Annotated in this window: 22 protein-coding genes, 1 tRNA gene and 1 pseudogene; 16 read left to right on the top strand and 8 right to left on the bottom strand. The window is 68.2% G+C overall.

Features of this window, described 5'->3' with window-relative positions:
- Positions 1-60: 60 nt before the first annotated feature.
- The 5 genes and pseudogenes from JWQ81_RS45200 to JWQ81_RS40845 all read left to right on the top strand — a co-directional run.
- A pseudogene (locus tag JWQ81_RS45200) lies at positions 61-270 on the top strand (rhodanese-like domain-containing protein); the annotation flags it as partial.
- A 229-nt stretch (positions 271-499) separates the two neighbouring features.
- Positions 500-1,255, top strand: a complete 756-nt coding sequence (locus tag JWQ81_RS40860; protein WP_297550501.1) for a type 1 glutamine amidotransferase — start codon at positions 500-502, stop codon at positions 1,253-1,255.
- Between the two features lie 93 nt (positions 1,256-1,348).
- Positions 1,349-2,482 (top strand): inorganic phosphate transporter, encoded by a 1,134-nt coding sequence (locus tag JWQ81_RS40855; RefSeq protein ID WP_297550499.1) that lies wholly within the window; start codon positions 1,349-1,351, stop codon positions 2,480-2,482.
- A 41-nt stretch (positions 2,483-2,523) separates the two neighbouring features.
- Positions 2,524-5,505 (top strand): bifunctional [glutamine synthetase] adenylyltransferase/[glutamine synthetase]-adenylyl-L-tyrosine phosphorylase, encoded by a 2,982-nt coding sequence (locus JWQ81_RS40850; RefSeq protein WP_297550497.1) that lies wholly within the window; start codon positions 2,524-2,526, stop codon positions 5,503-5,505.
- Positions 5,506-5,525: 20 nt separating this feature from the next.
- On the top strand, positions 5,526-5,954 hold the full coding sequence (locus tag JWQ81_RS40845) for a thioesterase family protein (RefSeq protein ID WP_297550495.1): 429 nt from the start codon (positions 5,526-5,528) through the stop codon (positions 5,952-5,954).
- Between the two features lie 4 nt (positions 5,955-5,958).
- Here JWQ81_RS40845 and JWQ81_RS40840 read toward each other — a convergent pair whose 3' ends face one another.
- Together JWQ81_RS40840 and glnA are read right to left on the bottom strand one after the other, a co-directional pair.
- Positions 5,959-6,264, bottom strand: a complete 306-nt coding sequence (locus JWQ81_RS40840) for an EthD family reductase (RefSeq protein ID WP_297550493.1) — start codon at positions 6,262-6,264, stop codon at positions 5,959-5,961.
- Positions 6,265-6,373: 109 nt separating this feature from the next.
- Entirely contained in the window at positions 6,374-7,798 is a 1,425-nt protein-coding gene (gene glnA / locus JWQ81_RS40835) for a type I glutamate--ammonia ligase (RefSeq protein WP_297550491.1), read from the bottom strand.
- A 172-nt stretch (positions 7,799-7,970) separates the two neighbouring features.
- On the opposite strand from glnA, the gene JWQ81_RS40830 reads away from it, so the two are divergent.
- Positions 7,971-8,456 (top strand): RDD family protein, encoded by a 486-nt coding sequence (locus JWQ81_RS40830; RefSeq protein ID WP_297550489.1) that lies wholly within the window; start codon positions 7,971-7,973, stop codon positions 8,454-8,456.
- A 41-nt stretch (positions 8,457-8,497) separates the two neighbouring features.
- On the opposite strand, the gene JWQ81_RS40825 is transcribed toward JWQ81_RS40830, so the two are convergent.
- On the bottom strand, positions 8,498-9,232 hold the full coding sequence (locus JWQ81_RS40825; RefSeq protein WP_297550487.1) for a DUF4191 domain-containing protein: 735 nt from the start codon (positions 9,230-9,232) through the stop codon (positions 8,498-8,500).
- A 64-nt stretch (positions 9,233-9,296) separates the two neighbouring features.
- Here JWQ81_RS40825 and JWQ81_RS40820 point away from each other — a divergent pair, with 64 nt between their 5' ends.
- From JWQ81_RS40820 to JWQ81_RS40795, 6 genes are all read left to right on the top strand, one after another.
- Positions 9,297-11,393, top strand: a complete 2,097-nt coding sequence (locus JWQ81_RS40820) for an ATP-dependent DNA helicase UvrD2 (RefSeq protein WP_297550485.1) — start codon at positions 9,297-9,299, stop codon at positions 11,391-11,393.
- Between the two features lie 212 nt (positions 11,394-11,605).
- Positions 11,606-11,878: a hypothetical protein gene (locus JWQ81_RS40815; protein ID WP_297550483.1), complete on the top strand. Its 273-nt coding sequence runs from the start codon at positions 11,606-11,608 to the stop codon at positions 11,876-11,878.
- Positions 11,879-12,058: 180 nt separating this feature from the next.
- Positions 12,059-12,436, top strand: coding sequence for a WhiB family transcriptional regulator (locus JWQ81_RS40810; RefSeq protein WP_297550482.1), 378 nt, complete (start codon positions 12,059-12,061; stop codon positions 12,434-12,436).
- Positions 12,433-12,690, top strand: coding sequence for a hypothetical protein (locus JWQ81_RS40805; protein WP_297550480.1), 258 nt, complete (start codon positions 12,433-12,435; stop codon positions 12,688-12,690). The genes JWQ81_RS40810 and JWQ81_RS40805 overlap by 4 nt, the downstream gene beginning before the upstream one ends.
- 93 nt (positions 12,691-12,783) lie before the next feature.
- On the top strand, positions 12,784-13,659 hold the full coding sequence (locus tag JWQ81_RS40800) for a trans-aconitate 2-methyltransferase (protein WP_297550478.1): 876 nt from the start codon (positions 12,784-12,786) through the stop codon (positions 13,657-13,659).
- Entirely contained in the window at positions 13,656-13,838 is a 183-nt protein-coding gene (locus JWQ81_RS40795; protein ID WP_297550476.1) for a hypothetical protein, read from the top strand. Before JWQ81_RS40800 ends, JWQ81_RS40795 begins: the two co-directional genes overlap by 4 nt.
- Positions 13,839-13,844: 6 nt before the next feature.
- On the opposite strand, the gene JWQ81_RS40790 is transcribed toward JWQ81_RS40795, so the two are convergent.
- From JWQ81_RS40790 to JWQ81_RS40780, 3 genes are all read right to left on the bottom strand, one after another.
- On the bottom strand, positions 13,845-14,789 hold the full coding sequence (locus tag JWQ81_RS40790) for a hypothetical protein (protein WP_297550474.1): 945 nt from the start codon (positions 14,787-14,789) through the stop codon (positions 13,845-13,847).
- 118 nt (positions 14,790-14,907) lie between these two features.
- A complete protein-coding gene (locus JWQ81_RS40785) occupies positions 14,908-16,254 on the bottom strand; it encodes an AarF/ABC1/UbiB kinase family protein (RefSeq protein WP_297550472.1) in 1,347 nt (448 codons plus the stop codon).
- Positions 16,255-16,368: 114 nt separating this feature from the next.
- Complete coding sequence (locus JWQ81_RS40780) at positions 16,369-17,400, bottom strand: ThiF family adenylyltransferase (RefSeq protein WP_297550470.1); 1,032 nt, start codon at positions 17,398-17,400, stop codon at positions 16,369-16,371.
- 163 nt (positions 17,401-17,563) lie between these two features.
- On the opposite strand from JWQ81_RS40780, the gene JWQ81_RS40775 reads away from it, so the two are divergent.
- Entirely contained in the window at positions 17,564-18,133 is a 570-nt protein-coding gene (locus tag JWQ81_RS40775; protein ID WP_297550505.1) for a M48 family metallopeptidase, read from the top strand.
- A gap of 68 nt (positions 18,134-18,201) precedes the next feature.
- On the opposite strand, the gene JWQ81_RS40770 is transcribed toward JWQ81_RS40775, so the two are convergent.
- Entirely contained in the window at positions 18,202-19,596 is a 1,395-nt protein-coding gene (locus JWQ81_RS40770) for a zinc-dependent metalloprotease (protein WP_297550468.1), read from the bottom strand.
- Positions 19,597-19,696: 100 nt separating this feature from the next.
- On the opposite strand from JWQ81_RS40770, the gene JWQ81_RS40765 reads away from it, so the two are divergent.
- The gene (locus JWQ81_RS40765; protein WP_297550466.1) at positions 19,697-20,815 is read left to right on the top strand and encodes a PDZ domain-containing protein; all 1,119 of its coding nucleotides are present in this window, start codon (positions 19,697-19,699) and stop codon (positions 20,813-20,815) included.
- A 92-nt stretch (positions 20,816-20,907) separates the two neighbouring features.
- Here JWQ81_RS40765 and JWQ81_RS40760 read toward each other — a convergent pair whose 3' ends face one another.
- Positions 20,908-21,519: a PPA1309 family protein gene (locus tag JWQ81_RS40760; RefSeq protein ID WP_297550464.1), complete on the bottom strand. Its 612-nt coding sequence runs from the start codon at positions 21,517-21,519 to the stop codon at positions 20,908-20,910.
- Between the two features lie 178 nt (positions 21,520-21,697).
- On the opposite strand from JWQ81_RS40760, the gene JWQ81_RS40755 reads away from it, so the two are divergent.
- On the top strand, positions 21,698-24,649 hold the full coding sequence (locus JWQ81_RS40755; protein WP_297550503.1) for a UPF0182 family protein: 2,952 nt from the start codon (positions 21,698-21,700) through the stop codon (positions 24,647-24,649).
- A 67-nt stretch (positions 24,650-24,716) separates the two neighbouring features.
- Positions 24,717-24,790: transfer RNA gene (locus JWQ81_RS40750), tRNA-Met, on the top strand.
- Positions 24,791-25,349: the final 559 nt, after the last annotated feature.

Here is a 25,349-nt window from a genome sequence, read left to right as displayed (position 1 = left end):
GTACTGCAGTCGAAGGGCTGTGGGAGAGTAGGACACCGCCGGACATATTTTCAGTGAAGGATGACGGTAGCCCCGGTCGAGAGCATTTATTGTTCTCCCGGGGCTACCGTCATTTCCACGTCTGCGCACACACACGAGTTCGCCGTCCATGACGGTGATCGACGCGGATACGTCGTGGTGGAGACCAGATCGCCCGAGGTCTTCGAGGCCGCGCACATTCCCGGTGCGCTCAATCTGCCCTATCGAGACCTGACCACGGCGAACACCGCGCAGCTGGACCGCGACGCCGTCTACATTTGCTACTGCGAAAGTTTTCAGTGCAACGCCGCGACCAAGGGGCCCTCAAGCCCTCGGAACTCGGCTTCCGGGTCAAGCGTCTTGCGGGCGGAATCCGGGCCTGGGAGTCGGCGGGCTACCCCGTCGAGCGCACCGTCAGTCGCTCGGTCGACAGGGTCCCGGCCCCGAGTTGCGACTGCTGAGCCTTCCGTACCCTGGGGAGGTGAGTACTCCACGACTGCTGGTCATCCAGCCGGACGCGTCGGACCCGGTGGGCCCGCTGGGCGATTGGCTGCGCGAGGCCGGCGCCGAACTGGACATCCGGCTGCCTCCCCGGGACGAGCTCCCGGCGAACCTCGACGGCTACGGCGGGCTCGTGTGTCTCGGCGGCGGGATGGGTGCCAACGACGACTTCGAGCACCCATGGCTCCGCGAGGTCCGGCGGCTGTTGTCGATGGCGGCGGGAGCCGCGTTGCCGACCCTGGGTGTCTGCCTCGGGGCGCAACTGCTCGCCGTCGCCACCGGCGGGATTGTCGAGCGCGGCCGCCAGGGGCCCGAGGTCGGGCCGGCGCTCGTCTCGAAGAAGGATCTCGCCTGGGTCGACCCGTTGTTCGCCGAGTTACCACTGGTTCAGGATGTTGTTCAATTTCACACCGACGTCATCGAGCGGCTGCCGGGTGGCGCCGAAATCCTCGCTTCCGCGCCGAAGTACCCCAACCAGGCATTCCGCCTGAACGGGTGCGTATACGGCGTTCAGTTCCACATCGAGACGACACCCGAGATCGTTCTCGACTGGGTCGAGAGCGACCCGGAGATCGCGGCACTCGCCCGGCCGGGTGTTTTCGAGCTCGACCGGCTCACCCAGTTGCACGCCGACATCGCGGAAACGTGGCGTCCGTTCGCGGCCAGGTTCGTCCAACTGGCCGATGGCAGCCTCACGGCGGCCCAGGACAAGCGCCGTACGTTACCGCTGGCTTAACGGAAGATGGCCGGTTTCGACACGCCGTCTTAACGTGAAGTTCCCACCTTCGGGTACCTTGCGGGGGAAGTCCCACAGGGTTCGGAGGTCGGGGTGGACCCCACGTTGCTGGTCGTCGTCGTGATCGTCACGGCGCTGGTTTTCGATTTCACCAACGGCTTCCACGACACGGCAAACTCGATGGCGACTTCGATCGCCACCGGGGCGCTGCGTCCGAAGGTCGCCGTTGCCATTTCCGCCGTGCTCAACCTGGCGGGTGCGTTTCTTTCCATCCAAGTGGCGAAGACGATCTCGAGCGGCCTGGTCGACGAGACCAAGATCGGGCCGGCGATCGTGTTCGGCGGGTTGATCGGCGCGATCGTCTGGAACCTGTTCACCTGGTTCGTCGGCTTGCCGTCGAGCTCGTCGCACGCGCTCTTCGGCGGGTTGATCGGCGCGACGTGGATCGCCTCGGGCAGCAGCTCGGTGCATTTCGGCAAGATCGTCGAGAAGGTCCTGATCCCGGCCGCGATCTCGCCGCTGATCGCCGGCGTCGTCGCGATGACCGCCACCTTCGTCGTCTACCGGTTCCTCAAAGGTAGGAAGAACAAGACGGGCGGCTTCCGTGTCGGGCAGATCATCTCCGCCTCACTGGTGTCGCTCGCCCACGGGACGAACGACGCGCAGAAAACCATGGGCGTGATCACGCTCGCGATGATCAGCGCCGGCAGCCTGCCGCCCGGTTCGGCACCACCGACCTGGGTGATCATCAGCGCCGCGCTCGCACTGGCGCTGGGGACCTACCTCGGTGGCTGGCGGATCACCTACACCCTGGGCAAGGGCCTGACCGACATCGAAGGGCCGCAGGGCTTCGCCGCGCAGACCAGCTCCGCCGCGGTGATCCTGGTTTCGTCCCACTTGGGCTTCCCGCTGTCGACTACGCATGTCTGCTCGGGCGGCATCGTCGGTTCGGGAGTGGGCCGGAGCGAGGCGCCGGTCCGCTGGGGCATGGCGGGCCGGATGGTCATCGCCTGGCTGTTCACTCTCCCTGCCGCCGCGGTCGTCGGCGCGGGCGCCGGAAAGCTCGCTTCGCTCGGCACGGCAGGCACGATCGGGGTCGGGGTGGTCGGCATCGGGCTGGGCATCACGATCTACCTGCGCTCCCGGCGTCATCCGGTTACCGCGCACAGTTTCCACGTCCCGGAGCCGTCCGCACCCGGAAGTGAACCGGAGCAGGTCGCGGCCTAGTTGTCAGGTCCACTCCGTGCTTGGTACTACGGTGGAAGCCGATGGCTGAGCGAGCTCGACCGACCGCTTCCGCGGCGAGGTACGGCTTCACCGACGCGCGGGCGGAAGGCCAGCTGCGCGCGATCGGCTGGTGGGGTGAATCCGGACCCGCCGAAGGCAGCGCCGACGTGCTCACCGCCCTCTCTCGCAGCGCCGACGCCGACCTCGCACTGCGTGGTCTCGACAGGATCCGCGAAGTCGACGAGCAGGCGTGGACAGCGCTCGCCGCGGAGCTTCCGGTCAATCCGGAGCTGCGCGGGCGGTTGATCGGCGTGCTCGGGACGTCCAGCACGCTGGGGGATTTCCTGGTTGGATCGCCGGACCAGTGGCACAGGTTGGCGGGCAAGGACTGCACTCCGTCGGCCGACTACGGCGATGTCCTGCTCCAAGCCGTCCGCGCGGGCGCGCCCGCGGGCGAAACCTTGACCGGCGTCGCGGCCGAAAACGCGCTGCGCGCCGGTTACCGCGGTCTGCTGCTGGAGATCGCGGCGAGGGATCTCGGCTACTTCGTCGAGCCCACCCTTGCCCACCCGCCCTATGCCGAAGTCGCCGCCGGCCTGACAGTGCTCGCCGAGGCGGCCCTCAAGGCCGGCATCGAGGTTGCGCGCCACGAAGTCAACAAGGCGGACACCGCGAAGCTCGCTGTCATCGCGATGGGCAAGTGCGGCGGCTGCGAACTCAACTACGTCAGCGATGTCGACGTCATTTTCGTCGGCGAAGGGGACATGCAGGTCGCCACCAGGCTGGCGAGCACGATGATGCGGGTCGTGGGTAAGTCCTGTTTCGACGTCGACGCGGCCCTGCGCCCGGAAGGCAAGGCCGGGGCGCTCGTCCGAACCATCGAGGGCCACCGCGCCTATTACCAGAAGTGGGCCCGCACCTGGGAGTTCCAGGCGCTGCTCAAAGCCCGTCCGGCGGCGGGCGACGCCGACCTCGGCAGCCAGTACGCGGATATGGTCGCGCCGATGGTGTGGTCGGCGGCCGACCGGGACAACTTCGTCACCGATGTCCAGCAGATGCGCAGGCGCGTCGAGGGCCACGTGCCGTCCGAGCTCGCCGAGCGTGAGCTCAAGCTGGGTCGCGGTGGCCTGCGTGACGTCGAGTTCGCCGTCCAGCTCCTGCAGCTCGTCCACGGACGGGTGGACCCCGACCTGCGCTCGGCGTCCACTATGGACGCTCTGGCCGCGCTGGGCGACGGCGGTTACGTCGGCCGTGCCGACGCAGCCGAGCTGAAGACGTCGTATGAGTTCCTGCGCACGGTCGAGCACCGGTTGCAGCTGCGGAGGCTGCGGCGGACGCACCTCTTCCCCGACGCCTCCGAGACCGCGGAGCTGCGGGTGCTCGCGCGGGCGATCGGCATCCGGCCTGCCCGTGGACGCGGCGAGGGTGACGTGCTGTTCGCCGAGGTCCGCCGGCATCTGCAGCTGATCCGGCGGCTCCACGAGAAGCTGTTCTACCGCCCCCTGCTGCAGTCGGTCGCGAATGTGCCGACCGAAGCGATGCGCCTGACCACGAAACAGGCGACCAGCCGTCTCGCCGCGCTCGGCTACGCGGCACCGGATGGCGCGCTGCAGCACATCAAGGCGTTGACCGCCGGGGTCTCGCGGCGCGCGGCGATCCAGCAAGCGCTGCTCCCGGCGCTGCTGGACATGCTGGCCGACACCCCCGATCCGGACGGCGGCCTGCTGTCCTATCGCAAGGTGTCCGAAGCGCTCGAAGAAACGCCCTGGTACTTGCGGGTGCTGCGGGACGAAGGCGCGGTGGTGCAGCGGCTGGCGTTCCTGCTCGGCGTGTCCCATCTCGTGCCGGACCTGCTGGTCCGCGCGCCGGAGGTCCTGCAACTGCTCGGCGACCCCGCGAAGCTGTGCAACCGCACGCCGTCGGAAGTCGCCAAGTCGCTTCGCGCGGCTGTGCGTCGCCAGCCCGGGTTGAAGGCGGCGGTGACGGCGGCCCGCTCGTTGCGCAGGCACGAGCTGCTCCGGGTCGCGTGTGCGGATCTGCTCGGGCTGATGGAAGTCCGCGCGGTGTGCGAAGCGTTGTCCGGTGTCTGGGTCGCGGTGCTGCAAGGCGCACTGGCCGCGGCCTTCCGCAAGCGGGAGACCGAGCTGGGTTCCACCCCGGCGAAGCTCGCGGTGATCGGAATGGGCAGGCTCGGCGGTTCCGAGCTGGGTTACGGCTCGGACGCGGACGTGCTGTTCGTCTGCGAGCCGGCCGAGGGCGTTTCCGACGCCGAAGCCGCCCGTTTCGCGTCCTCGGTCGCGGAGACGGTGCGGCAGATGCTGGGTGCTTCGAGCCCCGATCCCGCACTGGTCGTCGACGCCGACCTGCGACCGGAAGGCCGGAGCGGGCCGCTCGTGCGGACGTTGGAGTCCTACCGCGCGTACTACGCGCGCTGGAGCGAGGTTTGGGAAGCGCAAGCGCTGCTGCGCGCGCGGTTCATCGCCGGCGACCACGAGCTGGGTGACCGGTTCCTCGAGATGATCGACCCGATCCGCTACCCCGACGGCGGCCTCGACCGCACCCAGGTGCGTGAGGTCCGCCGGATCAAGGCCAGGGTGGAGGTCGAGCGGATGCCGAAGGGTGCCGACCCGACCCGGCACACGAAGCTCGGCCGCGGTGGGCTCGCCGACGTCGAATGGACCGTCCAGCTGTTGCAGCTGCGGCACGCCCACGAAGTGCCTTCGCTGCGTACGACGTCGACACTCGACGCGCTGGCCGCGCTCGTCGAGGCCGGGCTCGCCACTGCCGAGGACGTCGCGGAGTTGACCGAAGCCTGGCTGCTCGCGACGCGAGTGCGCAACGCGGGGATGCTGGTCCGCGGCAAAGCGGTCGACGAGGTGCCCGGTTCCGGTCGTGAGCTGGCCGCCGTCGCCCGCATCCTTGGCTACTCGGCCGACGACGACCCAGGCGAGTTCCTCGATTCCTACCGCCGGACGACTCGCCGCGCGCACGCTGTGGTGGAGCGCATGTTCTACGACTCGTAAAGCGTGTTTACAGTGGACTGGTGACCGAGCGCGAACCCTTCCGGACCCAGATCAAGGTGCGGCACTACGAGTTGGACACCCTGGGCCACCTCAACCACGCCGTCTACCACTCGTACGGCGAGGTTTCCCGGCTGGAGCTGTTCGAGGCGGCCGGTGCGCTCAAAGGCGGTCTGACCGAGGCAAAGCTCGCCTCGGTGCTGCTCGAATCGCACATCAGCTTCCGCCGCGAGCTGCGGGCAGGTGACGTCGTCGAGGTCACCTGCGAGGCGAAGTTCGGCGACGGCAAGACGTTCCGGATGGACTCGAACATCTACAAGGTCGATGGCACGTTGGCCGCTGAGATCACCTGCACGCTGGGCCTCATGGACCTCGAGCGGCGGAAGCTCGTCGACGACCCGCGGGGTCGTTTCGAACGCGCAGGCGTCGACATCTCGGTACTGAGCGGCTGACCGGCTAGGACGTCTGTACGGCGTAGTTCAGGACGAAGCTGCCGCCGCTCGCGTAGTTGGTGACATCCGCGCGGACCGCTGCTCCCTCGGGGGAACCCATGGCCGCGCCCATCGCCGCCCCGTCCGCGAAGTCAGCCTCGAAGATCGCGAAGTACTCGGGGGCGCCAGGGGCGGACTTGACGTCGAAGCTGTAGCGCCACGCGAGGATCCCGGGCAGCTTCGCCACCAGCGGCACGTGCGTGCTCACGTAGTACTCGCGGAAGTGGTCCGGATCGGTGGGCGCGGGGTACAGGACGATCATCTTGTGCATACCTCGAACGTAGCGCGACCAGTGCAAAAAAGAACGGGACGGCGGCCGGGGTATTCCCTCGACCACCGTCCCGTGTCACTGGGGCAGCACCTTCGCGCTGTGCAGGTTCTTACACGTCGTAGTACAGCGAGAACTCGTACGGGTGCGGACGCAGGCGCAGCGGGTCGATCTCGTTCTCCCGCTTGTAGCTGATCCAGGTGTCGATCACGTCAGGCGTGAAGACACCGCCCTCGAGCAGGTAGTCGTGGTCCGACTCGAGCCGGTCGAGCACCGTGCCGAGGTCGCCGGGGACGAGCTTGACGTCCTTGGCCTCCTCGGGCGGGAGCTCGTACAGGTCCTTGTCGATCGGGGCCGGCGGCTCGATCTTGTTCTTGATGCCGTCGAGGCCGGCCATCATCATCGCCGAGAACGCCAGGTACGGGTTGCCGGACGAGTCCGGGCACCGGAACTCGGCGCGCTTCGCCTTCGGGTTGTTCCCGGTGATCGGGATACGCACGCAGGCGGAGCGGTTGCGCTGTGAGTACACCAGGCTGACAGGCGCCTCGAAGCCCGGCACGAGCCGGTGGTACGAGTTGACGGTCGGGTTGGTGAACGCGAGCAGCGACGGAGCGTGGGCCAGCAGCCCGCCGATGTAGTGGCGCGCGGTGTCCGACAGGCCGGCGTAACCCGACTCGTCGTGGAACAGCGGCACGCCGTCCTTCCACAGCGACTGGTGGCAGTGCATGCCCGAGCCGTTGTCGCCGAACAGCGGCTTCGGCATGAAGGTCGCGGTGCGGCCGGCGTCGAAGACGGTGTTCTTGACGATGTACTTGAACAGCTGCAAGTCGTCGGCCGCGTGGAGCAGCGTGTTGAACTTGTAGTTGATCTCGGTCTGGCCGCCGGTGCCGACCTCGTGGTGCGCGCGCTCGATCTCGAAGTTCGAGCCCTGGAGCGCCTTCACGATCTCGTCGCGGAGGTCCGCGAAGTGGTCGGTCGGGGGAACCGGGAAGTAGCCGCCCTTGAACTTCGTCTTGTAGCCGCGGTTGCCGCCCTCTTCGTCGGCGCCGGTGTTCCACCAGCCCTCGACGGAGTCGATCTCGTGGAACGAGCCGTTCTCGGCGGAGTCGAAGCGGATGGAGTCGAAGATGTAGAACTCGGCCTCCGCGCCGAAGTACACCGAGTCGGCGACACCGTACTCGGAGATGTACTGCTCGGCCTTGCGCGCGATGTTGCGCGGGTCGCGGCTGTACGCCTCACGGGTGAACGGGTCGTGCACGAAGAAGTTGAGGCTCAGGGTCTTGTTCTTGCGGAACGGGTCGATCCGCGCCGTCTCGGGGTCCGGCAGCAGCAGCATGTCGGACTCGTGGATCGACTGGAAACCACGAACGGAGGAACCGTCGAAGGCCAGGCCCTCTTCGTACGCCTCGGCGTTGAACGCCTTCGCGGGGACCGTGAAGTGCTGCATGACGCCCGGAAGGTCGCAGAACCTGATGTCGACGAACTCAACGCTCTCGTCCGTGATCAGCTTCTGGATATCGTCTGGAGTAGTGGACACCCTCGGTGACTCCTTCTCGTTCGTTGCCGGCGGCAGTACTCTCTTTGGCTCACGCTAGGAGCGCGGTGTTGCCCGTCCGTCACCCGAATGTTTCGCCGGTGTTAACGGGCGGCCTTTCAGGCTCAGTCGACCAGGGAAGATGTGCGCTGCGCCACCGGCCTACCCTAGATGGGTGGCGAGATGGACCGGAGAGTGGCTGCCTGGGACCGGCGAGGGCACGACGGCTGGTGATGACCAGGCGTTACGGTGGCGCGGCGAAAGACTGGGCTTGCCCGAAAGCGGCCTCGGTTCGGCGGCCACCGGCGGCTCCCGAGTGCTGGCTTTTGTCGTCGACCTGGTGCTCGCGTGGCTGGTGACGTTGATCTTCGTGCATCCCGACCTGCAGAACACGGCCGCGATGCAGGCGTTCAACCTATGGTCCGGTGCCGCCTGGGCGATCATCACCCTGATTTCGGCGGCGTTCTTCGGCTTCACCCCCGGCATGGCCGCGGTGGGCATCCGCGTCGGCAGGCTCGACGGCGAGACCATGCTCGGCGTCTGGCGTGCGCTGGTGCGCTGCGTGCTCTCCGCGGTGGTCATCCCCTCGGCCGTCCGCAACCTCGACGGGCGCAGCTGGGCCGACCGCCTCACCGGCACGGTTCTCGTCCGCATGCGCTGACCCCCGGCGCGGTGTCGGGGGTCAGCTTGGGGTCGGTGGGGTCAGGCGCCGCGGCGGCGGACGCTGCGTTGCACGTTGCGCATCTTCGCGCCGGCGGGCATGGGGCCCTTGGGCATGGCGGCACCGCGGTTGCCGAGCGCGGCCAGCTTGGCCTCGAGCGCGTCGACCTGCGCGGGCTTCATGTTCCGCGGGAGCTTCATCATGTAGTTCTGCAGCTTGCGGAGCTGGACCTGGTCCTCGTCGCCGCCGATGATCACGTCGTAGATCGGTGTGTCCCCGATCAGCCGCGACACCCGCTTCTTCTCCTGCGCGAGCAGTGTCTTCACCCGGTGCGGCGCGCCCTCGGCGACGAGGATGACCCCCGGCGCGCCGAGTACGCGGTGCACGGCATCGAACTGCGTGGTGGCCGCCACCGTGGGGGTGACCTTCCACTTGCCGCGGAGGTTGTCCAGCGCCCAGGCGGCCGCGCCGGCCTGCCCGTCAGCCTTCGCGTAAACGGTCTTCTGCACACGCCTGCCGAAGATGATCACCGCGGCCAGCACACCGAGCAAGATGCCGAAGGGCAGCAACGCCCACTGGATCTTGAAGATGAACCCGACACCGAAGAGCACACCTGCGATGACCAGGAAGGAACCGAGCATCCAGGGGATGAGCGCTTTGTCTTCCTTGCGCTGCATCTTGAATGCCTGGAAGATCTGCCCGCGCCGAGCCTTGCCCGCCGCGCGCTTCTCCTTCTTGGCCTGCTTGGCAGCTTCCTTATCCTGCTTTCCCGCCATCTCACCAGGATACGGCCGGGTGGCCAGGCTAGGACCCGTCGGCCCCCTCTGCGAGGATCGGCTCGTGGTTAGCGCATCTTCTTCGAAGAGTCGACCGGGCCTGTTGGACGGGCTCGACCCCGAACAACGGGCCGCCGCGGCCGCGCCCCGAGGGCCGGTCTGCGTCCTCGCCGGTGCGGGTACCGGCAAGACCCGCACGATCACGCACCGTATCGCGCACCTGGTCGGGGCCGGGCACGTCGCGGCCGGGCAGGTGCTGGCGGTGACGTATACGGCGCGAGCGGCCGGTGAGATGCGCACCCGCCTGCGCGGGCTCGGGATCGAGGCTGCCCAGGCGCTGACGTTCCACGCCGCCGCCCGCCGCCAGCTTCGCTACTTCTGGCCGAGGATCGTCGGCGACCGGCCGTGGGACCTGCTCGACAACAAGTTCCGGTACGTCGGGCAGGCCGCGCAGAAGGTCGGCCTCGGCACCGAGACCGAGGTCCTGCGCGACCTGGCCAGTGAGATCGAGTGGGCCAAGGCCTCGTTGGTCACGCCGGACGACTACCCGCTGATCGCCGCCCGCACCCAGCGTGACACCCCGGCGGCCGTCACACAGGTGGCGGAGGTGTACCGCAACTACGAGAAGCTCAAGAACGCCGCTCAGGTGCTCGACTTCGACGACCTGCTGCTCCACACCACGGCCGCGCTGGAGGAGCACGGGGCAGTCGCCGAAGAGTTCCACGACCGCTACCGCTGTTTCGTCGTCGACGAGTACCAGGACGTGACGCCGTTGCAGCAGCGACTGCTCGACGCGTGGCTCGGCGGCCGTGACGACCTGACCGTCGTCGGTGACGCCAACCAGACCATCTATTCCTACAACGGCGCGTCGCCGCGTCCGCTGCTGGAGTTCACTCGCCGGTTCCCCGAGGCCACCGTCGTCCGGCTCGAGCGGGACTACCGGTCGACCCCGCAGGTCGTGGCGTTGGCCAACCAGGTGATCGGCGCGGCCCGCGGCCGTCCGGCAGGCTCCCGGCTCAAGCTGATCGGGCAGCGGCCCGCCGGCCCGGAACCGAGGTTCGCGGAGTACGACGACGAGGTCGTCGAGGCCCAGGCCGTGGCCCGTCGCATCCGCGAACTGATCGACGGCGGGGTGGCCGCCAGCGAGATCTCGGTGCTCTACCGGGTCAACGCCCAGTCCGAGGCCTACGAGCAGGCGCTGTCCGAGGTGAACGTGCCGTACCTCGTCCGCGGTGGCGAGCGGTTCTTCGCGCGGAAGGAGGTGCGTCAAGCGATCATCGCGCTCCGCACCGCCTCCGGCGGCAATGCCGAGGGCGACCTCGTGACGATCGTCCGCAGGGTGCTCGCGCCGGTCGGCCTGACCGAACAGCCACCGGCGGGCGGTGGCGCGGCCAAGGAACGCTGGGACGCGCTGCTCTCCCTGGTCGAGTTGGCCGAGGAGCTGGCCGCGACGGTTTCCGATGCCGACCTCTCGCGGTACGTGAACGAACTCGACCAGCGTGCGGCCGCCCAGCACCCCCCGACCGTCGAGGGGGTCACCCTGGCCTCGCTGCACGCGGCCAAGGGACTGGAGTGGGATGCGGTGTTCCTCGTCGGCCTCGCGGAGGGGACCGTCCCGATCCAACATGCCGACGGTGACGACGCCGCCATCGAGGAAGAACGGCGGCTGTTCTATGTAGGTGTCACCCGGGCGCGTGAACATCTGGGGCTGTCCTGGGCGTTGTCTCGGAAACCCGGGGGCCGTCGCAACCGCCGACGCAGCCGTTTCCTCTACGGGCTGGTCCCGGAGGACCACCCGGCGGCGCGGGCAGCGGCGGCGAGCCGCTCGACGCAGAAGCCCACGGGCACGAAGACCCGGTGTCGGGTCTGCGGCAGCCCATTGGTCGAGACCATGGACATCAAGCTCAGCCGCTGCGCCAAATGTCCGTCCAATGTGGACGAGGATCTGCTGGCCAGGCTGAAGGCGTGGCGGGTCGAGCGCTCAAGGGAGTTGAAGGTGCCCACGTTCGTGGTGTTCACTGACGCGACGCTGGTGGCGATCGCCGAGCAGCGCCCGACCGATGACGGAGCGCTGGTGTCGATCTCCGGGATCGGCGCGACGAAGCTGGAGCGCTTCGGCGCGGAGGTGCTCGAAGTCATCCGGCGGTCGGCGGTGTCTTGACCGCGCCGTCTCGATGATCGGCGCGGCGAACCCGCTGATGAGAGGCGATCTTCGTCGGTTGAGAGAGAAAACCGGAAAATGAGTTGCCCTGGTGTGCTCGGGGGCAATAACCTTCTGTAATCCGCGCGGGAGCGCTGGGGAGCAGAGCTTTGTCAGAGAGGTTCGCAGCCGCGAGAGTGGCGCGACGGGAGCAGTGAGGAGGTGCTGGAGAAATGATCAACGTCACGAAGATTCCGAACCCTGGCACCTTCATGTCCTGCGCCGATGCCTCGGCCCAGTACTCGCGCCGGGGTACCGGTATGGGCTGGACCAATCTGGGCTCTTTCGCGCCGGGGCGCACGCATGATGGCGAACCGAGTGTCTTCGGCGCGATCGCTGTGCGTGATTCCCTCGTCGCTGCCCGGACGTATGTCCAGGCGACCGTGGATCTTCCGACCATCAAGCAGTTCCGTGTTCCGTTGTCTCTACGGGAGCGAAGTCCCTGACGCCAAGTCAGGACGACAGGCTCACGAAGGCCGCGGAACCGTACATCGGATCCGCGGCCTTCGTGTTTTTTATGTTCAGCAAAGTTCGGCCGAGAACAGTTGGGTGCACCGTTGTCCAGCTCAACCGCAAGCCCGAAAACCGTTACGCCACCAGTGGAAACCACACAAAGGGGAACAGAAATGTCATCGGCACTTGCCTTCGCGCCGGGGGAGGTCGGCGGGTTCGTCGACACCGGGGTCGGGGACCTGCTCGACGCCATCGACTCGCCGGAGTTCGCGCTGCCTTGCCGTTCGGGCGACGCCGACCTCTGGTTCGCCGAGGCACCATCCGAGCTCGAGCGCGCCAAGGGCTTCTGCGGGGACTGCCCGGTTCGTGCGGCTTGCCTCGCCGGAGCGCTCGCGCGGCGTGAGCCGTGGGGTGTCTGGGGCGGGGAGATCTTCGAGCGGGGCGCTGTCGTCGCGCGCAAGCGTCCCCGTGGGCGTCCGCGTAAGAACGCGACCGTCGACCAGCCGACCGCCCGCCCGGCGGCCGCCCGTGAAGAGAGCGCAGCGGCATGAACATCACGCCCGTCACCACCAGGGATTACGAGGCACGGCGCGCGCCGCTGACCGCCGCACCGACCAAAGTCAATGAAATCAAGGTCAAGGAGACCGCCGAGATGTTGCTTCACGAAGAACTGTCCAAAGCACGAATACGCGATCTCGAAGAGGACATCCGAGCCTGTCGGCAGTACGGCAACCTTCGCGCCGTACGCCGCTGGCAGCGGATCTCCCAGTGGGCGGCTCGTCGCGCCCACCGCTACGAGAGGTGATCCCCACGGGTGGGTGCCCGCGGTCTTCACGACCGCGGCCACCCACCCGTCAAAGGGCTGTCCGCACGCCGGCCTTCGTGTTGAATGACGGCCATGCCCGCACATACCCATGACGAAGTCGACTGGGCGGCGCGGCTTCCGGCGATGCTCAGGGGAGACGCGCTGGACGCCGAAACCTTCGCCGGGGTCGCGTCGCGCCTGACCAGCGAACTGCCGGACACTGCCACCGTCGTCGACGTGGGTTGTGGCACCGGAGGGATGAGCGCCGCGCTCGCGGCGGAGCTGGGCAGGCGCGGCGGCGGCACACTGATCCTGGTGGATGCCACCGAGGTCCTGCTCGAGCAGGCCCTGGAGTCCGCGACGAAAGCGGCCGCCGGAGCGCCGGTGCGCGTCAGCACCGTGGTCGCCGACATCGCGGGCGGGCTTCCCTCGGACGTTGTTCCACCCGCGGACCTGATCTGGGCGTCCGCGGTCGTGCACCACCTGCCCGATCAGCAGGCGGGTGTCGCGGCGCTGGCCGCGACACTCGGTGACGGCGGCGTGCTGGCGCTCGCCGAAGGCCCACGCCAGAGCCAGTGCCTGCCCTGGGAACTCGGCATCGGCGAGCCGGGTTTGGAACGTCGCCTGCTCGCCGCTCGCGACGAATGGTTCTGCGAGTTGCGCGCCGGGATGGCAGGTGTGGTGGCAATGCCTTATGGCTGGAATGTCGCGCTGAGGAGGGCGGGCCTCGTTGACGTCACCTCCTTCAGCTACTTGTTCGACCATCCGGCGCCCGCGTCCGCCGCTGTTCTCGCCGCGGCGCTGGACCAGTTGGCCTGGATTTCCCGGGCAGGCGCTGAACGGGTCGGTGAGGCCGATCAGGAAACGGTCCACCGCCTCACCGATCCGGCGGATCCAGCCTTTTTGGGCAACCGTGAGGACGTTTTCCTGTTCGCCACCGGGACCGTCTACTGGGGACGGTCGAGGTGACGGACCCGGACCCGGCCGTGTGCTCCCAGTGCGGCGCCAGGCGTGCGGACGCCGCCGGAATGGCCGCGCTGGCCTGGGTTTCCGATCGGGACAGTGGGGCGCAGCGGTGGCTCTGCCCGGACTGCGGGCGGGCCCACGTCCGGGATATCGAAGGCAAACTGCCCGAAGAATACTGGTGAGTCCGGTCATGCCGCCTGATCCGACCGGACGTCGCGAAGTCCCTGCACTTTCGGGCGCCTGCGCCGAAGAGCTTCCCCGAACGCGCTGACGACCTCTTGGCGGACTTCTTCGGGTGCCTCATACAGCTTTTCCGCCGAGGTGCGCAGGACGACCACGCCGGCGGCCTTCAACGCCAGCGGGGTCAAGCCGTGGCCGGCCATCTCCTTGCCGGGCGGGGTGAACAACCAGGCCAGCGCTATCTCGTCCCACCAGGCATCGGCGACGGCGATCTGACGGCCGCGGAGATCGCAGATGGTGACGTTCCAAGACGGTGGCGGCAGTGGGGCACTCTTGAGTAGCTCCTTGGCCATGCCGTGGGCGAACGTGCCTGCCGAGGAGTCGAGTTGACGCAGAACCGCCCGGACGGCCGCCGAGCCGCGCTGGTTGCCGGCATCGAGCTCCGCCAACAGTTCGTCCTTGGTGCACAGTCCCCAGTAGAGCGGCAGCCTCAGCAACCGTTTCAGTCGCCGCGGATCGCCTTCCCGCCGCGCGGCGTCGAGCGCGGCCCGGGCCGCCGGCGCGAACGGGATGCCGTTGATCAAGACCGGGTCCGGTATCCGGCTGGTCCGCTGGGTGACGACGAACTCACCGGGCTCGGTTCGCCGGTGCGGCGGGACCAGGAGATGGATTCCCCAGGGCAGCGGGTGCAGGGCGCCGTGGGCGCACAGCGCATCGAGGCCGGTGACCACCGCGTCCCCGTCGAACTTCAAGATGGCCGCTCGAAGCTGCTGACGCCGGGTAGGCGCGCCGCAACCGAGCATGACGACGCCGGGCAGCAGCCGGCGCCACGGACCGCCCGGCAGGCAGTGCCTCGCTACCCGGGCCGAAGACAGTCCGGCCGCGCGCAGCCCCGCGGTGGTGATCACGCCGTCCGGCGCGTCGGCGCTCAGCGCGCCGTCGATGAGGGTCATGGATCCAGCGTGACGGCTGGGCCATCCGGGTAGAACCCGATCGGCGAAGATGTGGACAACTCGGGCCCGCGAGTGGCGTTTTCGCGCGATTTCGGCCGGACCTGTGGATAACTTGGGCTCAGTCGGCGAATCCGGGCTGCCACCGTTCCACGATCGCCCTGGCGGGGATCTCGGCGTCGAGCTGGCACAGGATGCCGGTCGAACCGGCGGTGACCCGGTGGATCATCAGATACTCCGGTGGCAGGTTCAGCGACCGGCTGGTGCGGAAGTCCCGGCCGCGGGTGTCCCCGACCCGGCCCGCCTGTTTCTGCAGCCAGCGGCGGGTGAAGTGGAAGGTCTCGGTGGCCAGCGGCTCGGTGAAGGGCGCCAGGTAGGACAGCACGTCGTCCGCGCTGAGCTCGGTGCCTTCGCGGATGAACCCCCAGGACCGCAGCAGCGTCATCAGCTCGGCCGACTTGCCGTCGAGCGCCAACCTGGTCATCTCGCCGAAGTGGCGGGGGATGCCGTCGGGGAGCCTGGACACGCCGCCGAAGTCGATCACGCACAGGCGGCCGTCTGCGGTGAACATGAAGTTGCCGGGATGTGGGTCGGTGTGCAGCAGGTGGGCCCGGACCGGCGACGAGTAGTGGAACTCGGTCAGCAGCCTGCCGACCTCGTTGCGCGTGGCGATCTCGCCGCTCTTGATGATGTCGGCGAGCGGGGTGCCGGTGACCCACTCGGTCACCACGACCTTGGGCGCGCTCGCCACGACACGTGGCACCAGCACGCCCGGATCGCCCTCGAAGGCCTTCGCGAACGCTCGCTGGTTCTCCGCCTCGGCCAGGTAGTCGAGCTCCTCGTCCATCCTGGCCGCGAGCTCGGCCAGCAGTGGCTTGACCTCGGTGCCGGGGACGAACGCCTGGAAGAGCCTGCTGAACCGCTGGAGCTGCTTCAGGTCGCTTCGCAGGGCTTCGTCGGCGCCGGGGTACTGGACCTTGACCGCTACTTCCCGGCCGTCGTGCCAGACCGCGCGATGGACCTGGCCGATACTCGCCGCGGCGGCGGGTTGGTCGTTGAACTCCGAGAATCTGCTGGTCCAGCTCCTGCCGAGCTGTTCGGTCAGCACCCGGTGGGTCTGCCGGATGGGCATCGGCGGCGCGCCCGACTGCAGCTTCGTCAGCGCTTCCCGGTAGGGCGCGGCCAACTCGTCAGGCACGGCGGCTTCGAACACGCTCAGCGCCTGCCCGAACTTCATCGCGCCGCCCTTGAGCGTGCCGAGAACCTCGAACAGCTGCTCGGCGGCCTTGGCGGACAGTGCCGCGCTGATCTCGTCCGCGTTCTGGCCGGTCAGCCGCCGTCCCCAGCCGCCGACCGCGCGGCCTGCCATCCCGAGCGGGATGCTGGCCAGTTTCGCCGTGCGAGCGGCTCCCTTACGCGGCATGGCGGCGTCGGCCCGGTCGTCGATCCAGTCGCGTGAGTCGGTCACCTGGTTGATTCTGCCTTGCCGGAGTCTCCGGGCGCAGCCGCTCACTGACGTACCTCGGTCTACTCGGTCCGTGGTACGGCGAGCGGGACCGGCTACGTCACCTGCGGTAGTCGGCTACCGCGCGCCGCACCTGCACCGGGGGTGTGGCGGCCACGGGCGGCGACGAACTTTCGCCGCGTAGAAATCGATTTCGAGGGTGGTGTTCCAGACCGGCGGCGGCCGGTCACCCGGCGTGAGCACCCGCAGCGCCTGCGCCACCGCGAGCGCCGCGCAGGCCTGGATGTCACCGAGGTCGGCAGGCTGGGTGCGCCCGGCGAGCTGGCCCGCCACCCGCGGCCAGCACGAATCGAGCGAGGTCCGGTGCAGATCCGCGCACCGCAGGCAGCTCGTGCGGCCGGGGAGCACCAGCGGGCCGACGATGCCGACGCCGTCGCGGACGCGGGCGGGCAGATGGGGGATCCCGTCGTGGAACAGGTCGTTCACCACCTCGGGCGCGGGCACCACGGCGTCGGTCAGCAGCACCAGGCCGGGTCTGGTGGACCCGTGCAGGCGGCCGGTCATCGTGGCCGGGTTGACCCGGCGGACGGCTTCGGCGGCCGCTTTGCGGCGGGTGAGGCCGATATCGGCTTCGAGGTATCCGGAACCGAGATCATGCTCGGTGACGCGCCCCAGCGCCCGCGTCTCCACGTGCCCCACTCCGGCCGTGGCCAGCTGGGTCGCGACCGCCACGCCGAGGCGGCCGTCCCCGTGCACCACGACGGTGCTGAGGCCCCGGAGCGACGCCGTCTCAGCGGGGTGCCTGCCGGTGTGGAGCGACCAGAAGCCCGGCTCCGGGTGGTTGTCGTGCTTCTGCGGCTCCGCCTCCTTGATCAGCCCCCGACCGGCGAGCTCGGTGAGGAGCTCGCGCAGCTGCTCCGCTTGTTCGCTTTCAGCGAGATCGAGCAGGGTGTGGATGCGGGTCGATCCGTCGAGGCGGTGGAGCGCCGCGATCACCGCTGGTGGCAGCCCGCCGGCGACCACGGCATGCCGGGGATCGAGGCCGATCTGGACCTCGTCCGGCCCGCGATCGAGAACGGAAAGACCTGGTAAGAGCTGCGGACGAGCCGGGAGCATGACTTCGGCGACGTCGGCTGGCGGTGGAGTCATGCGCTCAGCGTGACAGACCGCAGACCCCGGACCGCCCCACGAAGGCCGAGTTATCCACAGGGGAAGCCTCTTGTGGACAACTCGGGGATGTGACCTTCCAGCCATCGGAGTTGTCGGTGCATGGCCTTACCGTTGTCGAGTGGCCGAAGCGCGGGTGCCCTCACTGAGGAGCCGGGACAAGACAAACCAGGAACTGCCGCTACCGGATGAGAAGGTCGAGGTGCGTCGCAGTCCGCGGCGCCGTCGTACCGTGAGCGCGTATCGGGACGGCGACACCCTGGTCGTCATGATCCCGGCGAGGATGACGCGCGCCGAAGAGAAACACTGGGTCGCCGAGATGCAGCGCAAGCTGCAGCGCACCGAGAGCCTTCCGCTCCCGCGTTCGAAGACCTCCGATCTGACCCTGCTGGACAGGTGCGCCCAGCTGTCGTCGAAGTACTTCGACGACTCGGCGACCCCGGCCAGCGTCCGCTGGGTCGCGCCGATGCGCACCCGGTGGGCGTCGTGCACTCCGGTGGACGCCACGATCAGGGTCAGCAGGCGCCTGCAGGAGGTGCCGACCTGGGTGCTCGACTACGTGCTGGTCCACGAGCTGGCCCATCTGCGCGTGACCCCGCACAACGCCGAGTTCTGGGCGCTCGTGCGCCGGTATCCGAAGGCCGAACGGGCCATCGGTTTCCTCGAGGGGCTCTCCGCCGCCGCGGGGCTGGAGATCGAGCCAGCCGAAGACTGAGCCGAACGTCCGGAAGGCCCCTTTCGCATCGTGAAAGGGGCCTTCCGGACGTTCACCGCGAGAAGCGGTCAGGCTTCGGGATCGTCCTTCTTGGACTCGTCGTCGGCCGGTTTGGTGTCGTCGGTTGCCTTGGTGTCTTTGGCCTTCGCCTCTTTTTCGGCGCGCTCGGTCCGCTCGAGCTCGGCGATCGGGTCCAGGTCGTCGGTGGTGTCTTCGCCGCCGAGCCGGTCCGCGAACTCCAACGGGTCGTCGAGGTCTTCGGCGGTCGGCATCAGGTCGCGGTGCGACCAGAGGTTGTCGCGCTTCTCGTTGCCGTAGCGCTCCCCGACGAGCTTCCACAGTGCCGAAGCGGCCCGCATGCGGCGCGGTCGCAGTTCGAGGCCGACGAGCGTGGCGAAGGTCTGCTCGGCCGGGCCGCCCGTGGCGCGGCGCCGCCGCAGGGTCTCCCGCAGTGCCGCGGCACCGGGCAGCCGATCGCCGACGGCTTCCGCGACGACGACGTCGACCCAGCCCTCGACGAGCGCGAGCAGGGTCTCGAGCCGGCTGAGCGCGGCCTGCTGCTCCGGGGTGGTCTTCGGCTCCAGCAGCCCGGAGGACATCGCCTCTTCGATACTGGCCGGGTTGTTCGGGTCGACCTGTCCGGCGAGCTGCTCCACCGCCGACATGTCGACGGTGATGCCGTTCGCGAACTCCTCGACGGTGGCGAGCAGACGCTGCCGCAGCCACGGCACGTGCGAGAAAAGACGTTGGTGTGCGGCTTCCCGCGCGGCGAGGTACACGAGGACCTCGCTGCTGGGCAGCTCCAGCCCCTCGGTGAACTTCTCGATGTTCGCCGGCAGCAGCGCGGACGTGCCGGCGGGACCGAGCGGCAGGCCGACCTCGGTGGAGGTGAGCACCTCGGAAGCCAGCTGTGCCAACGCATTGCCGAGCTGGGAGCCGAAAGCCATCCCGCCCATCTGGCCGACCATCGCGAGCATCGGGCCGGCGGCTTCCTTCGCCTCTTCCGGCATCGCCTGGACCCATGCGCCGCTGATCTGCTTCGCGACGGGATCGCACAGGCGCTGCCAGGTCGGCAGGGTCTTCTCCACCCAGCTGCGGGCCGACCAGGCTTCGGTCGACGTCGCGCCGGCGGGCAGGATCGTCGCGGCGTCGAGCCACAGCTCCGCGAGGTGGGCGGCGTCGCGCACGGCCGTCGACGAATCGCCCCCGGTGCCTGAGGAGGAGAAACCGATCTTCGCGTCCTCGCTGCCGCTCAGGTTCTGCAGCGCGATCTGCTTCGCCAGGTCGTAGTTCACCGGCCCGGTGGAGTTGCCGGCCTGGCTGAGCATCTGACCCAGCTGGCTCAGCATCTGACCGAGCTGGTTGAACGCCTCGCCCGAGGACTGGCCACTCGGGTCCGAAGGATCGTTTTCGCCGCGCTTATCGGGATCGGACGGTCCGAAGCCGAACGGGAGATTGCTCATGGCACCACCGTACGCGGATAGGCCGGTCAGGGCCGCACCATCCTGTCGTGAGGCGTGGCCTTCACCGGGAAGCGAACACACCCACCGTACGCTGTCGCGGGTGAGCAAGCCCCATGATGAAGTCACGGCCGAGCGGCCCCCGCAGGCTCCCGGTGAACCGATCGGGAACTCGCGGCGTACCGGCCGCCGGTTGACCAGGCGCGGCTGGACCCTGCTGATCAGTGGCGTGTTGTTCGTCGTGTTCCTCGTACTGGGGCTCACCGTGCCGGTGCCCTATGTCTCGATCAGTCCGGGCCCCACCTTCGACACCCTCGGCAAGGACCAGTCGGGCGCACCGGTGATCCAGATTTCCGGACACCAGGAGTTCCCCACCACCGGCCAGCTGCGGATGACGACCGTTTCCCTGCGCGACGACATCAGTCTGTTCACCGCGCTCGGCCTGTGGGCCAGCAGCAGTGACGCGCTGGCCCCGCGCGACGAGTACTTCCCGCCGGGACAGTCGAGCGACCAGGTCGCGCAGGAGAACGTCAAGGCGTTCAAGGACTCCCAGAGCAACGCCGAGGTCGCCGCGCTGAGCCACCTCCACTATCCGGTGAAGGTGCTCGCGAACGACGTCGTGGGGAACAGCCCGGCAGACCATGTGCTCGCCCCCGGCGACCAGATCCTCATGGTCAATGGCAAGAAGGTCACCGGCGAGGACGACGTGCGGGCCGCGCTGACCGGCACCAAGGCGGGCCAGACGATCTCGATCACCTTCGTCCATGGCACGCAGCCGCCCACCACGAAGTCGCTGACGCTGGCGAAACGGCCGGACGCGAGCCCCGAAGGGTTCATCGGGCTGACCCCGATCGACCGCGCCGACGTGCCGTTCGACGTCAAGATCTCGCTGCAGGACATCGGCGGCCCGTCGGCCGGCCTGATGTTCACCCTCGCCATCGTCGACCGGATGACCGGACAGGACCTCGCCGGCGGGCGGCATATCGCGGGTACCGGGGAAATCACCGAAAAGGGTGTCGTCGGCCCGATCGGCGGGATCTCGTTCAAGGTGATCGGGGCCCGTGACGCCGGCGCGACCGACTTCCTGGTCCCGCAGCAGAACTGCGCGGAGGCCAAGTCCGCAGACCCGGCGGGGCTGAACCTGATCAAGGTGTCCAGCTTGGACACCGCGCTCACCGCGTTGGCCGACCTGAAGGCCGGGAGGCCGACCCCGTCGTGCTGACCGCCCGGTCGCGCAGTAGTGACGAAGGTGGTGTTCCCGGCCGGATCCGCCGGGAACACCACCTTCGGGACGTAGTGCGATCGGAGAGCGGGTCAGCCGGGCAGGAAAGTCGTTTTCAGCGCTTCGAGGAGGTTCGGGGCCAGTTCCGGGTGCTCGATGATCTCGTCGACGGCGTTGCCCTCGGCGTCCACAGTGTTCCCGGTCGACTTCGGCCCCGGAGCGTCGACTCCAGCCGGAGCCGTCGGCTTGCCGCCGCGCAGCCGCATCACGCAGGCGACGTCGCCCTCGCGCAGTACCGCCGCCACGAGCCGGGCTTCGGTGCGGCGGGGGTGATCGGCCGCGGCACGCCGCAGGCTCTCCGCGTCGGAGTCGACGTCGGCGGGGAGATCGGCCTCGGCGTCCGGCGGCAGCACGATGATCTCCTGTACCAGCGCGCAGCCGAGCACCAGGTCCGGCCAGGCGACCTTGGCGAGTGCCTCACCGAGATCGCCGTCGGGCAATGACTCCTGCGCGACGGGCGTCAGCGGGCTGGACGCGTCCAGTTGTCCCGCGAGCTCGGGCTGCTCGTCCAGCAACGCGGCCGTCGGCACCAGCGCGAACAGTTGCGGGGGCTGGTCCCAGCCTCCGGAGGCGACGAACTCCTCGACTTCACGGGCGAGGGCGGCGATGCCGCCACGCCGGGATTGCTGTTCACTCGATGCCATGGGTGACATCGTCGCAGGCGGGCCGGGACGGGGTCGCACCTGAGTCCGGTTCGGCCGGGTCCCGGGAACTCGAACGACTGTCCGTAGAGTTAGGTCAGCATGGGTCGCTCGCCCTACCAGCGTCCCGCGAATCAGATCTCGAACACCAGGAGCGTGTGCAGTGGCCACTCGGCCCCCTGTGAGCCTGCCGAAGCTGTCTCGGCGAAGCCGGATCCTGCTGATCATCGCGGCGGTGATCATCCTGATCCTGCTGCTCGGCTCCAGACTCCTCGACACCTACGTCGATTGGCTGTGGTTCGGCGAGGTCCACGCGCAGTCGGTGTTCAGCACCGTCCTGGTGACCAGGATCGTGCTCTTCTTCGTGGTCGGGCTGCTGGTCGGCGGAGCGCTGGCGATCAGCCTGACCATCGCCTACCGCAACCGCCCGGTGTTCGTGCCGGTGTCGGGCGCGGACGACCCGCTCGCGCGGTACCGGTCCGTGATCATCGGCCGGATCCGGCTGGTCGGCATCGGGATCCCGCTGCTGGTCGGCCTGATCGCCGGCGCCAACGCGCAGGGCGACTGGCAGGTGATCCAGCTTTTCCTCAACGGCACCAGCTTCGGCCAGAAGGACCCGCAGTTCGGCAACGACATCGGCTTCTACGCGTTCACGCTGCCGTTCTACAACTGGCTGCTGGGCTGGCTGTTCATCACGGTCGTGCTCTCGTTCATCGGCTCGCTGATCGCGCACTACATCTTCGGCGGCATCCGGCTGGCGGGCAAGGGCGGTCAGCTCGCCGGCCCGGCTCGCGTCCAGCTCGCCATCACCGTCGGCATCTTCGTGCTGCTCAAGGCCGCGGAGTACTTCTTCGACCGGTACAACCTGTTGTTGTCCGACCGGAACCCGCTGTTCAACGGCGCCACCTACACCGACCTCAACGCGGTACTGCCGGCCAAGCTGATCCTGTTGTGCATCTCGGTGATCTGCGCGATCGCGTTCTTCGTCGGCGCGTTCCTGCGCAACATCCAGCTCCCGGCGATCTCACTGGTACTGCTGATCCTCTCCAGCATCCTGGTCGGCGCGGCGTGGCCCGCGGTGCTCGAGCAGTTCTCGGTGCGCCCCAACGCGAACGACAAAGAGGCCATGTCGATCCAGCGCAACCTGGACGCGACGAAACAGGCGTTCGGGCTGAACAACGTCCAGTACAAGACGGTCAGCGGCCAACCGGACGCGACCTCCGCGCAGGTCAGCGCGGACAAGACCACCATCCCCAACATCCGCCTGCTCGACCCGAACGTGCTCAGCCCGACCTTCACCCAGCGCGTCGGCCGTGAGAACTTCTACGGCTTCCCCGCGAAGCTGGACGTCGACCGCTACACGGTCGGAAACACCACGCAGGACTACATCGTCGCGGCCAAGGAGATCAACACCGCGGGCCTGACCGGCAACCAGACCAGCTGGATCAACGAGCACATGGTTTACACGCACGGAAACGGGTTCGTCGCGGCGCCGGCCAACACCGTCGACCGCGCGCTGAACGACGCGAACTCGTCGTCCGACGGCGGTTACCCGGTGGCCACCACGAGCGACACGCAGAACCCGGACGGTTCGGGGATCGACGTGAAGCAGGCGCGGATCTACTACGGCGAACTGGCCAGCAGCTATGCGATCGTCGGCGGGACCAAGGGGCAGGCGCCGGGTGAGTGCGACACGGCGACCGACTGCAACTACCTCTACAACGGCAGCGGCGGCGTCCCGGTCGGCGGCCTGTTCAACCGGCTGGTGTTCGCCACCCAGTACGGCGAGCGCAACATCCTGTTCTCCAGCAACATCAGCGACAACTCCAAGATCATGTACAACCGCGACCCGCGGACCCGCGTCAGCAAGGTCGCGCCGTGGCTCACCGTCGACGGCGACCCGTACCCGGCGGTCGTCAACGGCCGGATCAAGTGGATCGTTGATGGCTACACGACGTTGAACAACTACCCCTACTCGGAGCAGACGCAGCTGGGCGAGGCCACCAACGACTCGCTGAACGGAGTCGCCAAGCAGGGCAACAGCTCGCTGAACTACATCCGGAACTCGGTGAAGGCGACCGTCGACGCGTTCGACGGCACCGTCACGTTGTACGCGACCGACGACAAGGAGCCGGTGCTGAACGCGTGGGAGAAGGTGTTCCCGGGGCTGGTCAAACCGAGTTCCGACATCTCGCCGGACCTCCGCGCGCACTTCCGGTACCCGGAGGACCTGTTCAAGGTCCAGCGCGACCTGCTGGCGAAGTACCACGTCAACGACCCGCACCAGTTCTACGCGCAGCAGGCCTTCTGGAGCGTCCCGCAGGACCCGACGCAGGAGGGCGCCACCGCGGCCAACGCAACCGGGGTGGCCAATCAACCTGGCTACTACGTCCTCGCGCAGTCGCCAGGGGAGGCAACACCGACCTTCCAGCTGACCAGTGGGCTCACCGGTCAGGTACGGCAGTACCTGGCGTCCTGGATGTCGGTGTCGTCCGATCCGAAGGACTACGGGACGATCAGAGTCCTGCAACTACCCGCTGACGCGGGTGGCGTGACCCAAGTCGACGGGCCCGTCCAGGTGCAGAACAAGTTCCAGAGCGATCCACAGGTCGCCTCGGACCGAACCCTGTTCACCAACCCCAGCGTGACCGCCATCTTCGGGAACCTGATCACGCTGCCGGTGGGCAACAGCTTCCTCTACGTGGAGCCGGTGTATATCCAGCAACGCACGGTGAACAGCTATCCGCAGCTGGCGAAGGTGCTGGTGTCCTACGGCGGGCGAGTCGGTTACGCACCGACCATCCAAGCCGCGCTGGCGCAGGTCTTCGGAGCGGGCACCACTACCGGCACCACGACCAGTCCCGGCCAAGGTCTACCGCCGACCTCCCCGACGTCACCGCCCGCGTCGTCGACCACGCCGACACCACCGTCCACGGGCGGCAACAGCGCGGCACTGAACAAAGCCGTCGCGGACCTCGGAGCGGCGTTCGACAAGCTGACCGCCGCCCAGAAAGCCGGCAACTTCGCCGACCAGGGCGCGGCACTGGCCCAACTCGACGCCGCGCGCAAGGAGTTCGAGGCGGCCACCGCCAGCGCCACCCCGCCGTCGACCCCGGCCAAACCCGGCAGCTGACCGAACGGCTAGTGGTACCTGCCTTACGCCCACCCGAACACCAGGCGTAGGGTAGGTACCACAACGACGCGGGGTGGAGCAGCTCGGTAGCTCGCTGGGCTCATAACCCAGAGGTCGCAGGTTCAAATCCTGTCCCCGCTACAAAGACGGAGACCCCTATTCGCGGAATGCGCGAATAGGGGTCTTTTTCGCATGTCCTGGGGGTGCGACCCCCAGACCCCGCCCAAGGAGGGCTCCGCCCCCTTGGATCCCCCGTGGGGCTCCGCCCCTTGCCCCCGGGCGGGGACGTGGGCGCCTTGGTGGGGGCAGGCCGGGTGGGGTGGTGCGGGTCGCGCGCGAGTGACTCGGGGGACGTTTAGTACAAATCATTTGTATCGGGGGACCTTTCGTACACAGGGGCGCCGGACCGGCCAGCCCCAGCAGTCACATCGACACCACCAGCCCCACGGAAGGGGGGCCTCTGAGCCGGTCGATGCGCTCCGGTCACCGCAGCCCTTGACGTTCCGGCCCGCGCTGTCGTGCGCCGAGGGTCCCTCAAGGCCACATTAGGTGCGTTGGACGCCAATGCCTGGAGCTTAGGGCTCGCCTGTAAATTAACCGTGGATATGTTGAGTAGGGTGGCATGCTGATGACATGAGCATGACCGAGGAGTTCAGGACCGCGCTGGCGGCGAAGTTCGCTGAGATCCTGCCTCACCTGG

Origin of the sequence: Amycolatopsis sp. (assembly GCF_025464955.1) — a bacterium.
Classification (GTDB): Bacteria; Actinomycetota; Actinomycetes; order Mycobacteriales; family Pseudonocardiaceae; genus Amycolatopsis.
The sequence above is the reverse complement of the archived record's forward strand: the minus strand, read 5'-3'. Positions and strand labels throughout refer to the sequence as shown.

Coding starts and splice junctions, on each gene's coding strand:
- JWQ81_RS40790 (WP_297550474.1), bottom strand. CDS start 14,789: ATGACCCTCATCGACGGCGCGCTGAGCGCCGACGCGCCGGACGGCGTG.
- JWQ81_RS40815 (WP_297550483.1), top strand. CDS start 11,606: ATGATCAACGTCACGAAGATTCCGAACCCTGGCACCTTCATGTCCTGC.
- JWQ81_RS40800 (WP_297550478.1), top strand. CDS start 12,784: ATGCCCGCACATACCCATGACGAAGTCGACTGGGCGGCGCGGCTTCCG.
- JWQ81_RS40780 (WP_297550470.1), bottom strand. CDS start 17,400: ATGACTCCACCGCCAGCCGACGTCGCCGAAGTCATGCTCCCGGCTCGT.
- JWQ81_RS40760 (WP_297550464.1), bottom strand. CDS start 21,519: ATGGCATCGAGTGAACAGCAATCCCGGCGTGGCGGCATCGCCGCCCTC.
- JWQ81_RS40770 (WP_297550468.1), bottom strand. CDS start 19,596: ATGAGCAATCTCCCGTTCGGCTTCGGACCGTCCGATCCCGATAAGCGC.
- JWQ81_RS40840 (WP_297550493.1), bottom strand. CDS start 6,264: ATGCACAAGATGATCGTCCTGTACCCCGCGCCCACCGATCCGGACCAC.
- JWQ81_RS40825 (WP_297550487.1), bottom strand. CDS start 9,232: ATGGCGGGAAAGCAGGATAAGGAAGCTGCCAAGCAGGCCAAGAAGGAG.
- JWQ81_RS40850 (WP_297550497.1), top strand. CDS start 2,524: ATGGCTGAGCGAGCTCGACCGACCGCTTCCGCGGCGAGGTACGGCTTC.
- JWQ81_RS40805 (WP_297550480.1), top strand. CDS start 12,433: ATGAACATCACGCCCGTCACCACCAGGGATTACGAGGCACGGCGCGCG.
- JWQ81_RS40810 (WP_297550482.1), top strand. CDS start 12,059: ATGTCATCGGCACTTGCCTTCGCGCCGGGGGAGGTCGGCGGGTTCGTC.